Consider the following 11,867-nt stretch of genomic DNA (forward strand, 5'->3'; position numbering starts at 1 on the left):
AGGGAATTTTAAAGTTTATGCTTTTAATACGGAATATCAAAAAAGTATATCATGACAAGTGTTATAACAGGTGATATTATTAAATCTAGACAAGCAAATCCTGAAACATGGATTACTATTCTTAAAAATGCTTTATCCTTTCTTAGTTCAGATAACTCGAGATGGGAAATATATCGTGGTGACAGCTTTCAAATAGAAATAACCGATATTTCTGAAAGTTTTTTAGCCGCAGTATATTTAAAAGCATGTATTAAAACCATAAAAGGATTGGATGTAAGACTTGCTATAGGCATTGGAAACAAAGCCTACCAAGGAAAAGATGTAACCGAATCTAATGGTGAAGCTTTTGTTTTCTCTGGTGAAACCCTAGAATCTCTAAAAAAGGAAAAACAAAACCTTAGAGTTAAAACCAGTAATACTAAATTTAACGTCGAACTTAACCTCTACTTTAAACTTGCATTGGTAACTATGGATAATTGGACTGTTAATTCTGCAGAAGTTATTAAGTTAAGTATTGAAAATCCTAATGCTTTACAACAAGAATTGGCACAACTAATTGGCACCAAACAAGATGCCATTAGTAAACGTCAAAAACGAGCAGGATTAGAACATATATTAGAATTAAACCAAATGTACCAACTCAAAATAACATCTTTATGATGCTTTTCTTAAAACTATTCTTAGCCCATATTATTGGTGATTTCTTTTTACAACCAACTAAGTGGGTGAAAGAAAATGAAAAGAAAAAGCTAAAATCGCCAAAACTCTACATTCATGTAGTCATCCATATAATTCTGGTAACACTTATTCTTTGGGATAAATCGTTATGGCCAATATTTGCAGTCATAGGTATTACACATCTTGCTATTGATGCCATGAAGCTTTCTTTTCAGAAGAAGAAAAGTAAAAGACTTTGGTTCTTTATAGACCAGTTATCTCATATTGTAGTAATTGCTATCTGCTATTATATCTTTTCAGAAAACACATCAACAATAAAAATTGAGTTCACTGAAAATTCTATTTTACTTGTAACCTGCTTATTGTTTTTAACAATTCCGGTATCTATAATTATGAAAACTATTTTTTTAAAGTGGAATATTTCAGAACTCACTAAAAATAATGAGTCCCTAGAGGATGCTGGTAAATATATTGGTATTTTAGAGCGCATTTTAGTGTTCATTTTTATTGTATTGGGCCATTGGGAGGCGGTTGGATTTTTAATTACTGCTAAGTCGGTTTTTCGCTTTGGAGATCTAAGAGAATCGAAAGACAGACAACTTACTGAATACATTTTAATAGGTACATTAATAAGCTTTGGCATAGCCATTATAACAGGAATACTTTATAATTTATTAGTTTAAGAAATATGTTCAAAAGTGCAATAGAATCACAGGTTACTATAACGGAATTAATGTTACCAGCTCATTCTAACTTTAGTGGTAAAATTCACGGAGGTTATATTTTAAATTTAATGGACCAAATAGCCTTTGCTTGTGCATCAAAACACTCTAGACATTATTGTGTTACAGCTTCGGTAAATCGTGTAGATTTTCTTAACCCCATTGATGTTGGTGAATTAGTTACCCTTAAAGCTTCAGTAAATTATACTGGTAGAACTTCTATGGTTATAGGTGTAAGAGTAGAGGCCGAAAATATTCAGACAGGTGAAAAAAAACATTGTAATTCATCTTATTTCACTATGGTGGCCAAGGATGAAAATGGCAATAATGCTCCCGTTCCAGGATTAATTTTAGATAATGAACAGAGCGTACGTCGTTTTTCAAGAAGCATTGCCAGACAAGAACAAGCAAAACATAGAACTACAAAATTTAAATCTACTGAATTTAAAGTTGCTGACCACTTAGAGGCTTTAAAACCTCATAATGTGAAAATCGTATTATAAAATTGTAAGTTTTCATTTATTTTAACGACATTGCTTTATAATTAAAGCAATGTAATGCGCAAATACATAATTCTTATTGTATTATTGATATTAGCCATAATTGGATATAATTATATATATCAAGAACATAGAAATATTGAAGCCGAACCACCTGAATTTACACTATCCTCTGAATCTTTATTTAATCAATTCGTCGAAAATGCCTCAGATTCTGAAAAAAAATATTTGAATAAAACTATTGAAGTGTCTGGTGTAATAACAGAATTAGATAAGTCTAATTTAGTTTTAAACGAAAAAGTATTTTGTCAGTTTCAAAACCTCAACAATAAAAATATTTCAAAAAGCATAACAATTAAAATTAAAGGACGTTTTATAGGTTATGATGAACTACTTGAAGAGGTTAAACTGGATCAATGCGTAATTTTAAACCATTAAACCTTTTATTATTTATAAAGTCTAGTTAAACAACCAACCATTTTCCTTTATGAAAAAAACTATACTACTATTCTTTTTAATCCCTTTTTTAAGCCTATCACAAGAAGATTTGCTTGATGAGATAGATATTGATTCTACTGGTATTCAGTATGAAACTGCCACCTTTAAAGGTCTAAAAATTGTAAACTTTGAATCTACCAAATTAGTTGCTGATAATGAATTCACCTTAGTAGTTTCTCATAGGTTTGGAAGTTTAAAAAACGGTATTGATACTTTTTTTGGATTGGACGATGCCGTTACTAGAATCAATTTTATTTTTGGAATTACCGATGGTCTAAATGTTAGTGTTTCTAGAAGTTCTTTCATGAAAATTTATGAGGGTTCCTTAAAATACAGACTGTTTAGACAGGAAAAAAATGGATTTCCTTTTACCATAGTTGGTTACAATTCAGTCTTAATCAATACAGCAATAGATAAGGTTAGTTACCCGCTTCTTGAATTCAAACACAGAGTGGGATATACCTCTCAAGTTTTAATTGCCCGAAAGATAAATTCAAATCTTTCTCTAGAATTAGCACCTACTGTCTTTCACGAAAACTTTGTGGTTTTAAATGAACAAGATAATACACAATACGCTTTAGGTATTGGAGGACGTTATAAATTGAGTAAACGCTGGTCTCTAAATGCTGATTATGGTTGGCATTTTAATAGAGCAGACAATTCACCGTTTAAAAACCCGTTATCTATAGGAGTAGATTTGGAGACTGGTGGCCATGTTTTCCAAATGCATTTTACAAATGCACAAGGTATGAATACAAACTCTTTTTTAGGTCAAACTTTTGGGGACTGGGGTGATGGTAACATTTATTTTGGTTTTAATTTAAGCAGACGATTTTAATAAGTATTAACATAAACTATAAAAACAATTAGCTATGAAAACAAAACACTTATTGTACATTCTTGGTTTTTCAATTTTACTTTTTGCTTGCTCTAGTAGTAGTAGTGATGACTTAACGGGTCAAAACCCAGACCCCAACCCTAATCCAGACCCGGATCCAGACCCAACCGCCAAAGTAACTTATAAAGATGATATTAAGGGTATTATTGATGGTAATTGTATTTCTTGCCATGGTAGTCCAACAAATGGTCCTTCTAATTCCCTACATACCTATAATCTAGTAAAAAATGATGTTGACAAAATTATTGACCGTATAAATAGAACTGGAGCTGGAAAAATGCCACCTAATGGAACATTATCCAATTCTGCAAAAGCATTAATCCAGCAATGGAAAGATGATGGTTTATTAGAAGAGTAGAATGAAACATTTAATTTACATAGCATTTTTGTTTTTAAGCGTTAATATTTTTTCTCAATCAAAATATCTGACTAAAACAGGAACCGTAGGTTTTGAAGCCTCGGTGCCTTCTTTTGAAGAGGTTAAAGCCAGTAATAACTCAGTGACCGCAATTATAAATACTGATAATGGTGAATTTGCTGCCTTGGTTTTGGTTAAAGGCTTCCGATTCAAAAATGCTTTAATGGAAGAACATTTTAATGAAAATTATGCTGAATCTGATACCTATCCAAAAGCTGCTTTTAAGGGTAAAATTGAAGATTTTCAATTGGCCAGTTTATCAAACACGAATATGTCTTTTAAAATAAGTGGTGAGCTAAGCTTTCATGGCAAAACCAAACAGTTTCATAATTTAGATGTAGAAATTTCAAAAGAAAATGATGTTATAAACCTAATGGGAAGCTTCAAAACACTAGCCTCATACTTCGACATTAAAATCCCAAAAATTGTAAAAAACAAAATTGCCGAGGATATTCAGGTTTTTTATGATTTTAAGTTAAAGAAAAAGTAACAACAAAATAGTTTAAAATTAAAATTAATTGAAGAACCCTGTTTTGGGTTTTAAAGCATTTGGTGCCCAAACTTTTATATCATCAAACTTCCCCGTGTCATCAAAAGAGCCAAAACCCAAATAACCTGATTTAAAATGGGTATCTACAGCTTTCATAATAGGTTTAGACATGTCATCAAAATAAATTTCAATAATACCATCTTCAACTTTTCTAACAACTCTTACAGTATGCCATGAATCCATAGCCCCCCAATTAGTTCCATCGGTTCTTTCAGAAACAATACTCACTCTTGGCGCATCATTTACAATAAAAATACTATTGGCATGTGCATCTGACTTTGATGCAATATGGGTGTAATAAAAATTTGAAGGATTATTTATGCCAAACATTAAACACAAATCCCTATGACCATACTCTCTCCCGTTTTGGTTTAACCTTATTTCAAAAATAAAATCACCCACCAAAATATCTTTTATCATAGCAATATTAAATGGCGAACGAACTACCGGTTTGTATTCACTTTGTTTAAAAAGCTCCATACAGTTATCATTGTCACCTTTACCAATTCTCCAAGCGTCAGGATCTGTCATTTCTAAATCAATAATAGCCTGAGGTTGCTCAAAATCTTGAGCATAAACCAGTTTGTAATTATTTGGGATATCAGCCTGAGCATTTAGTTTTAAACAAAATACAAGTGCTAATAGAACAACAAAATATAATTTCATGAAGTAAATATTTAATTTGTTCGAAGTTATTATAAAAAAAATCCCCTTCCAAATTCATGGAAAGGGATAAAGTGAGTCTTTCAAATTACAGAACCTAACCAACCAAATTTTAACCCTAACTTAAAGTTAATCCTGTATTTTTACTTGACTCTCAACCAAGTCTTTAATTGGTATAACCAATCTACCTTTATCTGTTTTTAACATTATGCGCATGTTATCAATTGCCTCAACTTCTCCCGTTATATCATTAAACTCAATAATTTGTCCAATTTCATAGGTTTTTCTGGCATAAAATGTTTTTAATATATCTGCTACTACTTTTTGGGCTCCTAAACCAAAGGCCAAAGCAAAGGCCAATAAAAATGCCGCCAAAATCATGGTGATATTACTGGTAATAATGTCGGTATTAATACCCGCTACATTTAATGCTGTAATTGATGTGAATATGAAAATTATAAAGAAGACTACCTGACTAATAATTTTTGCCCCAGATAAATCCATAGACTCAAAAAAGGATTTTAGGCCTTTTTTGATAACATTAGCTAAAACAAGTCCAATTGTAAAAATAACTAAAGCAGCAAATAATTGCGGTAAATACCCTAGTAGATTACTTATTTGCTCTGATATCATTTTTAGATTTAAAATATCAGACACCATGATAATTATCATGATATACATTATCCACTTAACAAATTTTGAAACAATTTTAATGGTATCAAAGTTTAGATTTTTGCCTTCTATAATTTCAATTTCATTTAGTTTATTATCTAACTTATTTGCTTTTGCAAGTTTTAAAGCCTTCTTTATTAACCGAACCAACAATTTGGTAATTAACCAGCCAAATACAAGAACAATTAAAGCTCCTAATATACTTGGAAACACTTTAGTTATTTCTAGCCACATAGCTTGTAGAGACTCAACAGCTATATTTTTCCACTCTGTTGCTTTTTCCATGATTACTTTTATTTGTTAGGGTTGTTTTTTTCTCGTTGTTTCATAACCGTTTCTATAATATCTCCAATATTATAAGAAAATAACGCCGCCAATTCCATTAACAATTTTGCTATGGCAATATCATTCATAACCTTAGATTTAAGTTCTGGTGGAACTTCCTTAAGCGGCTTATTTACGTATTCAAACGGGTTATCCATTATTTAAGGTTATTATAAACGGTTATTAATTTGTCTTTTGCACGCTTAATTCGCATTTTTACGGCGCTTGGTCCAATATCTAAAATATCTTCTAAATCTTTTATAGAAAGTTGGTCTTGGTATTTAAGCAATAGAATCATTTTTTCATCTGGTGAAATTTGTTCTAAAGCTATTTTTAATTTATCAACCTTCATACTCAACAATCCGGAATCTTGTTCATCACCTTCTGAAAGGTTTTCAATATCTTTATAATCAACTGCTTTTTTCTGAAATTTTTTAGCAGTATTTCTAGTTACATAGTTTACACAGTGGTTATAAGTAAACGCATATAACCAAGTTGAAAATTTAGACTTGCCTTTAAAGCTAGCCAGCTTAACAAAGAGTTTCAAAAACACATCTTGTGTTAAATCTTTGGCTTCATCTTCATCTTTAGCAAACCCTAAACACTTGTTATATACAAGCATAGCATACCTGTCATATAAAATTTCAAAAAGCAATGTGTCATTAGTTTTGACAATTACTTTTACAAGATCTTCATCTGGTGTTTTATTAATATTCTCTAGGGTTTCCAATTCTAGCTTTTGGCTATTTGTTTTGATCTTCTTTTAAGACACAAAAATATTTGTGCGGTCACAAAGAAACATAAATTGTAATAAAAATCAGTAAAACAATTTTTTTTAAAAGACTAGGATAATGCACAATAAGGGCAAAAAATGAAAAGTAACTACTTAAGTTACTTTTCTAAATTGGTTAATGTAAAAACTATTTTACTAGTTCTTCAATATTTTTTTAACATGGCTTCCATCTGGTGATTCAAGGTTTAAAAAGTACAAGCCTTGCGGCAGATTGGATAAATCCATTTCATTCATTCCAATACTAAAATGGCCTTTAAACATTTCTTGACCTTGAATATTCAATAAGTTATAAGAAACACTTAATACAGTTTCTAGGAAAACTTTATTCTTTGTGGGATTGGGGTAAAGTGAAATTGATTCTTTAAGAAATTCATCCACACTTAAAGAACAGTTTAAACTAAATTCTGTATCAAAATCACGCTTCCAATTTGGCTGTGACTTACCATAAGCTTTTGTTTCATCATCTACTTGAATGCAATCTAGCAAGGGATTTTCATCAGCCCACATCCAATCAAAACTATCAATGTTTCCATTAGCAATGTTCAATGAGGTAAGCAAATTACTTTTATTACAATATAACTGGGTTAGGTTAGTGAGCATACTAACATCAATATCACTAAAATTTCCTCCGGCTATATCCATTCTTTGTAAGCCAGTATTAGTGGTAAAATCAAGAGTTGATAAGCCATTTTGAAAAAACCAAATATTTTCTAGCGTTGTTGAATTTGTTGGAAGTGTTAAACTATTTAAATTTAAAGTATCATAACCCCAAACTGTAACTAAATTAGCTAGCATTGAAAGATTTATATTGGTCAAGCCAGAATTACCTCCAAAATCTAAGCTCTGTAGCAAAATATTATTTGAAAAATCTAAACTTGAAAGATTATTGTAATAGCACCATAAGGTTTCAATATTAGGAAATTTTGCAAGTTCTAAAGAGTTTAAATTATTACTCCCACAGTCTATAAAAGTCATATTGTTATATGGACTAGCTGAATAAATAATTGTATTAAGACCTATATTATAGCACCTAACTTCTCTTAACTTGGTATTAGCAGAAATGTCGAGAGTTGATAAATTATTAGCATTTGAAAATTCATTTGTTGTAAAACAATGTAAAAGATCTAAGTCAGTGCATGTTGATATGTCTAACGAAGTAACACCCGAATTATGAAGATACAAAGTAATCAATTTAGTGTTAGGCTTTAAATCCATTACTCCCAAATCGCCATTAAGATTATTTGCACAAGCCAAATATGTAAGATTAGGATATCCACTTACATCAAGCCCTGGTAAGTTATTATTACCACAGCTTAAATAAGTTAATGTGTTATTGTTAGGCAATGTTAAATTGTTTATGCTACAATTAAAAATGCGCAATTCTGTAATAGAAGTATTATTAAACACATTTAAGGAAGTTAATAGGTTGTTACTGCTACAATTAAGATTTTGTAAAGCTGTAAAGGCTTCTATACCATTCATTGATTTAATGCCTTGCGCTGATACATCAAGATCAGTGACAACTTGAATTCGAGATGTAAAAACCAAGTCATTATTAGGAATGTCATCTCCTAATCCAGCAGACTCAAGATAAGCCTCAAATTGATCATCTTCAATACAAGTTTTATCTGCCGGTGGTACACACTGACCTAAAATCATAGAATAGTTACCAAGAAAAAGGGCTAATGAAAGTAGTAATTTTGTTTTCATAATGTTAGGTTTAAAAGGTTAAACATAACATTCATAGTACATAGAACAGGTAGGAATCATTTCTAAACAATTCCATAAGGGGTTAGTTGCGCTATTAACTGTTCTCAGAGCCTAATTTACTAAATATTAGACTTTTAAACAAGAGTCTAGTGAATTTATAATGATTACAAAAAAAAGGGAGCCAGTGGCTCCCTTTTTATTATATTAAAAGGCAATTACTAAATATGTAATGCTCTATCATCTGTTGCCGCTAAAGCAGCTTCTTTGATAGCCTCTGTAAATGTTGGGTGTGCATGAGACATTCTAGAGATATCCTCTGCACTTGCTCTATATTCCATAGCAACAACTGCTTCAGCAATCATATCGGCTGCTCGTGCACCTACCATATGCACCCCTAAAATTTCATCGGTATTCTTATCAGCCAAAATTTTCACAAATCCGTCAATATCCATACTGGCTCTACTACGCCCTAAAGCTCGCATTGGGAATTGTCCAACTTTGTAGGCCACTCCTGCTTCTTTTAATTGCTCTTCAGTTTTACCAACTGCAGCAACCTCAGGCCATGTATAAACTACTCCCGGAATTAAATTATAATCGATGTGTGGTTTTTGTCCTGCCAAGGTTTCAGCAACAAACACGCCTTCTTCTTCTGCCTTATGAGCTAACATAGCACCTTTAACAACATCGCCTATAGCATAAATATTAGAGGCACTGGTTTGTAAGTGTTCATTCACTTCTACTCGACCTTTTTCATCTAACTTTACACCTGCAGCTTCAGCATTTAATCCATCGGTGTATGGGCGACGTCCCACAGACACTAAACAGTAATCTCCTTTAAACTCTACTTCCTCTCCTTTTTTGTTATCGGCTTTTACGATAACCTCATCACCTGCTCGCTCTACAGATTTAACTTTATGAGAAGTATTTATTTTAAACTTCTGTTTCTTCAATACCTTATTGAGCTCCTTAGATAAACCAGCATCCATGGTTGGGATAATTCTATCCATAAACTCAACTACAGAAACCTCAGCTCCTAATCGTTTATAAACCTGACCAAGCTCTAAACCAATTACACCACCTCCAATAACAATTAAATGCTTTGGCACTTCTTTAAGTTTCAAAGCTTCGGTAGAAGTAATGATACGTTCTTTGTCTATATTGATAAACGGTAAACTTGAAGGTTTACTTCCTGTAGCTATAATCGTGTTTTTGGCTTCAATTTCAGCAGTCTTATCACCTGAAATTGTAATATGAGTGGCATCTTTAAAGCTTCCAAGGCCTTGATAAACATCTATATTATTATTCTTCATTAAAAAATCGATTCCACCAGTGGTTTGATCTACAACAGCTTGTTTACGGGCAATCATTTTTTCTAGGTTCACTTTTACCTCACCTGGAATTTCAATGCCGTGCTCCTCAAAATGTTTAACCGCATCTTCATAATGATGAGATGAATCTAAAAGCGCTTTGCTAGGAATACACCCTACGTTTAAACATGTACCCCCAAGTGTAGAATACTTTTCTATTAATGCTGTTTTCATACCTAATTGTGCACAACGTATGGCTGCCACATATCCGCCAGGACCAGATCCAATAACAGCTACTTCATATGAATTCATATTTTGAATTGAATTTCGTTAATTTTAAGACAGTCTCAAAAATACAAATGTTTTACAGTACAGCAATAAAAAAATATGCTTTATACTTTATATTACAGTTTAATTGATACAGAGAAGCTAAAACCTTTTTTTATTCAAAAAAAACAGTTTTAAAAAGTAAAGAATGTAAATTTACGTAGTTTTGTGCTCCATGCAAAAAAAGATCAACATACTTAACAAAAAGGCACGCTTTCAATATGAAATATTAGACAAGTATACGGCTGGCATTGTATTGTCTGGAACCGAAATAAAGTCTATTAGAAATAGTAAAGCCTCTATTGCAGAAAGTTTTTGTGAATTTAATGACCGTGGTGAACTTTTTGTTGTTAATATGACTATTGAAGAATACAGCCATGGCACATATTACAACCACAAACCCAAGGCTACCCGAAAGCTTCTTTTAAACCGAAAGGAGCTTAAAAAATTAGAAAAAGAAGTTCAAAATACAGGACTCACTATTATTCCGTTACGTTTGTTTATAAATGAAAAAGGCTTTGCTAAATTAGACATTGCTCTTGCTAGAGGTAAAAAATTATATGACAAACGAGAAACCATTAAAGACCGGGATAACAAACGTAATTTGGATAGGATTAAAAAAAACTTCAAATAATTTATGAAAGACTTAACCTTTTAAGTTTTTCAAATTCATTAATTTTCCTTCTTAGGACATCAATTTATTCTTAAAATGAAGCAGATACTCATCGTATTACTATTTATTACTGTTTTTTCAGCTCAAGCACAAAAAAAATCGAAAGACGAAACTCCAAAAGTTTACGCCATAGACACTACAAAAGTTATTACTTTAGATAAAACCATTAAAACACTTTACGACGTTATTTCTGGAGAAAAAGGTAAAAAACGCAACTGGGGACAGTTTAAATTTCTGTTTCATAAAGATGCCAAATTGATTCCATCTGGAAAAGGTAAAGAAGGCTACTACAGAGTAAGATATATGAGTCCTGATGACTATGTGAAAAGTTCAGGTTCGTGGTTAGTTGAGAACGGTTTTTTTGAAAAAGAAATAAACCGCGAGGTTAGTATTTTTGGCAATATTGCCCATGTATTTAGTACTTATGAAGCATTTATGAGTGAATCTGACGAATCCCCATTTATGAGAGGTATTAATAGCATTCAGCTTTTACATGATGGAAAAAGGTGGTGGATTATAAATATTTACTGGACACAGGAGACTGAGGACAACCCAATTCCAGAAGTTTATTTGCCAAAAAATTAAAAGTATGGCTACGTTTTTCACAGAGATTTCACCAGAGCTAAAAACCTTTATTGAAGCCCAAAAAGTTTTTTTTGTGGCCACAGCTGCTACCGAAGGTAGAATTAATTTATCACCCAAAGGTTTAGATACTTTTAGAGTTATGGAAGGTGGCAATAAAGTGTTATGGTTAAACCTAACTGGTAGCGGTAACGAAACCGCAGCACATATATTGAAAAATAACCGAATGACAGTGATGTTTTGTGCTTTTGAAGGTAAACCCCTTATTCTTAGACTATATGGGCATGCTAAAATATATCATGAGCGCGATAGTGAATTTCATTATCTTATTAATTTATTTCCTAAAATTGCTGGTACCAGACAGGTGATTGAAATGACCATAGACTCTGTACAAACCTCTTGTGGTTACGCTGTTCCTTTTATGGACTTTAAAGAAGAACGGTTACAGCTAAATAGTTGGGCCGAAAAACAAGGTGAAGAACGCTTAAAAAACTATAGAAAAGAGAAAAACTCTAAAAGTATTGATGGGTTTGAAACCAATATTATATAAAA

The 11,867-nt window shown here is 31.9% G+C and carries 16 protein-coding genes; 10 read left to right on the top strand and 6 right to left on the bottom strand.

Annotation, left to right across the window (positions count from 1 at the left end):
- Positions 1-51 precede the first annotated feature (51 nt).
- From E1J38_RS10825 to E1J38_RS10855, 7 genes are read left to right on the top strand one after another with little or no spacing between them, the layout of a single operon-like run.
- Positions 52-660, top strand: a complete 609-nt coding sequence (locus E1J38_RS10825) for a transcriptional regulator (protein WP_133357017.1) — start codon at positions 52-54, stop codon at positions 658-660.
- Positions 657-1,361 (top strand): DUF3307 domain-containing protein, encoded by a 705-nt coding sequence (locus E1J38_RS10830; RefSeq protein WP_133357016.1) that lies wholly within the window; start codon positions 657-659, stop codon positions 1,359-1,361. The genes E1J38_RS10825 and E1J38_RS10830 overlap by 4 nt, the downstream gene beginning before the upstream one ends.
- 5 nt (positions 1,362-1,366) lie before the next feature.
- Positions 1,367-1,903, top strand: coding sequence for an acyl-CoA thioesterase (locus E1J38_RS10835; protein ID WP_133357015.1), 537 nt, complete (start codon positions 1,367-1,369; stop codon positions 1,901-1,903).
- A gap of 54 nt (positions 1,904-1,957) precedes the next feature.
- Positions 1,958-2,338 carry an OB-fold protein gene (locus E1J38_RS10840; protein WP_133357014.1) on the top strand — a complete coding sequence of 127 codons (381 nt, stop codon included), beginning with the start codon at positions 1,958-1,960 and terminating at the stop codon, positions 2,336-2,338.
- A 49-nt stretch (positions 2,339-2,387) separates the two neighbouring features.
- Positions 2,388-3,236, top strand: coding sequence for a DUF5777 family beta-barrel protein (locus E1J38_RS10845; RefSeq protein WP_133357013.1), 849 nt, complete (start codon positions 2,388-2,390; stop codon positions 3,234-3,236).
- Between the two features lie 34 nt (positions 3,237-3,270).
- The gene (locus E1J38_RS10850) at positions 3,271-3,654 is read left to right on the top strand and encodes a c-type cytochrome (RefSeq protein WP_133357012.1); all 384 of its coding nucleotides are present in this window, start codon (positions 3,271-3,273) and stop codon (positions 3,652-3,654) included.
- Position 3,655: 1 nt separating this feature from the next.
- Positions 3,656-4,204 carry a YceI family protein gene (locus E1J38_RS10855; protein WP_133357011.1) on the top strand — a complete coding sequence of 183 codons (549 nt, stop codon included), beginning with the start codon at positions 3,656-3,658 and terminating at the stop codon, positions 4,202-4,204.
- Positions 4,205-4,228: 24 nt separating this feature from the next.
- Here the strand turns inward: E1J38_RS10855 and E1J38_RS10860 are convergent, their stop codons facing one another.
- The 6 genes from E1J38_RS10860 to lpdA form a co-directional block, all read right to left on the bottom strand.
- Positions 4,229-4,930 carry a hypothetical protein gene (locus E1J38_RS10860; protein ID WP_133357010.1) on the bottom strand — a complete coding sequence of 234 codons (702 nt, stop codon included), beginning with the start codon at positions 4,928-4,930 and terminating at the stop codon, positions 4,229-4,231.
- 126 nt (positions 4,931-5,056) lie between these two features.
- Positions 5,057-5,884 carry a mechanosensitive ion channel family protein gene (locus E1J38_RS10865; RefSeq protein WP_133357009.1) on the bottom strand — a complete coding sequence of 276 codons (828 nt, stop codon included), beginning with the start codon at positions 5,882-5,884 and terminating at the stop codon, positions 5,057-5,059.
- 8 nt (positions 5,885-5,892) lie between these two features.
- Positions 5,893-6,081 (bottom strand): hypothetical protein, encoded by a 189-nt coding sequence (locus E1J38_RS10870; protein WP_133357008.1) that lies wholly within the window; start codon positions 6,079-6,081, stop codon positions 5,893-5,895.
- Positions 6,081-6,653, bottom strand: coding sequence for an RNA polymerase sigma factor (locus tag E1J38_RS10875; protein WP_133357007.1), 573 nt, complete (start codon positions 6,651-6,653; stop codon positions 6,081-6,083). The genes E1J38_RS10870 and E1J38_RS10875 overlap by 1 nt, the downstream gene beginning before the upstream one ends.
- A gap of 198 nt (positions 6,654-6,851) precedes the next feature.
- On the bottom strand, positions 6,852-8,426 hold the full coding sequence (locus E1J38_RS10880; RefSeq protein ID WP_133357006.1) for a T9SS type A sorting domain-containing protein: 1,575 nt from the start codon (positions 8,424-8,426) through the stop codon (positions 6,852-6,854).
- Positions 8,427-8,644: 218 nt separating this feature from the next.
- A complete protein-coding gene (lpdA, locus tag E1J38_RS10885; RefSeq protein WP_133357005.1) occupies positions 8,645-10,045 on the bottom strand; it encodes a dihydrolipoyl dehydrogenase in 1,401 nt (466 codons plus the stop codon).
- Between the two features lie 190 nt (positions 10,046-10,235).
- On the opposite strand from lpdA, the gene smpB reads away from it, so the two are divergent.
- From smpB to E1J38_RS10900, 3 genes are all read left to right on the top strand, one after another.
- Complete coding sequence (smpB, locus tag E1J38_RS10890; RefSeq protein ID WP_133357004.1) at positions 10,236-10,694, top strand: SsrA-binding protein SmpB; 459 nt, start codon at positions 10,236-10,238, stop codon at positions 10,692-10,694.
- A 75-nt stretch (positions 10,695-10,769) separates the two neighbouring features.
- Positions 10,770-11,318 (top strand): hypothetical protein, encoded by a 549-nt coding sequence (locus tag E1J38_RS10895; protein ID WP_133357003.1) that lies wholly within the window; start codon positions 10,770-10,772, stop codon positions 11,316-11,318.
- Positions 11,319-11,322: 4 nt separating this feature from the next.
- Positions 11,323-11,865 (top strand): pyridoxamine 5'-phosphate oxidase family protein, encoded by a 543-nt coding sequence (locus E1J38_RS10900; protein ID WP_133357001.1) that lies wholly within the window; start codon positions 11,323-11,325, stop codon positions 11,863-11,865.
- Positions 11,866-11,867: the final 2 nt, after the last annotated feature.

The organism is Seonamhaeicola sediminis, assembly GCF_004358095.2.
GTDB lineage: Bacteria > Bacteroidota > Bacteroidia > Flavobacteriales > Flavobacteriaceae > Seonamhaeicola > Seonamhaeicola sediminis.

What these genes read in the sequence shown, in the direction of transcription:
- E1J38_RS10825 (WP_133357017.1), top strand. Translation starts at nt 52, where the DNA reads ATGACAAGTGTTATAACAGGTGATATTATTAAATCTAGACAAGCAAAT.
- E1J38_RS10830 (WP_133357016.1), top strand. Translation starts at nt 657, where the DNA reads ATGATGCTTTTCTTAAAACTATTCTTAGCCCATATTATTGGTGATTTC.
- E1J38_RS10835 (WP_133357015.1), top strand. Translation starts at nt 1,367, where the DNA reads ATGTTCAAAAGTGCAATAGAATCACAGGTTACTATAACGGAATTAATG.
- E1J38_RS10840 (WP_133357014.1), top strand. Translation starts at nt 1,958, where the DNA reads ATGCGCAAATACATAATTCTTATTGTATTATTGATATTAGCCATAATT.
- E1J38_RS10845 (WP_133357013.1), top strand. Translation starts at nt 2,388, where the DNA reads ATGAAAAAAACTATACTACTATTCTTTTTAATCCCTTTTTTAAGCCTA.
- E1J38_RS10850 (WP_133357012.1), top strand. Translation starts at nt 3,271, where the DNA reads ATGAAAACAAAACACTTATTGTACATTCTTGGTTTTTCAATTTTACTT.
- E1J38_RS10855 (WP_133357011.1), top strand. Translation starts at nt 3,656, where the DNA reads ATGAAACATTTAATTTACATAGCATTTTTGTTTTTAAGCGTTAATATT.
- E1J38_RS10860 (WP_133357010.1), bottom strand. Translation starts at nt 4,930, where the DNA reads ATGAAATTATATTTTGTTGTTCTATTAGCACTTGTATTTTGTTTAAAA.
- E1J38_RS10865 (WP_133357009.1), bottom strand. Translation starts at nt 5,884, where the DNA reads ATGGAAAAAGCAACAGAGTGGAAAAATATAGCTGTTGAGTCTCTACAA.
- E1J38_RS10870 (WP_133357008.1), bottom strand. Translation starts at nt 6,081, where the DNA reads ATGGATAACCCGTTTGAATACGTAAATAAGCCGCTTAAGGAAGTTCCA.
- E1J38_RS10880 (WP_133357006.1), bottom strand. Translation starts at nt 8,426, where the DNA reads ATGAAAACAAAATTACTACTTTCATTAGCCCTTTTTCTTGGTAACTAT.
- lpdA (WP_133357005.1), bottom strand. Translation starts at nt 10,045, where the DNA reads ATGAATTCATATGAAGTAGCTGTTATTGGATCTGGTCCTGGCGGATAT.
- smpB (WP_133357004.1), top strand. Translation starts at nt 10,236, where the DNA reads ATGCAAAAAAAGATCAACATACTTAACAAAAAGGCACGCTTTCAATAT.
- E1J38_RS10895 (WP_133357003.1), top strand. Translation starts at nt 10,770, where the DNA reads ATGAAGCAGATACTCATCGTATTACTATTTATTACTGTTTTTTCAGCT.
- E1J38_RS10900 (WP_133357001.1), top strand. Translation starts at nt 11,323, where the DNA reads ATGGCTACGTTTTTCACAGAGATTTCACCAGAGCTAAAAACCTTTATT.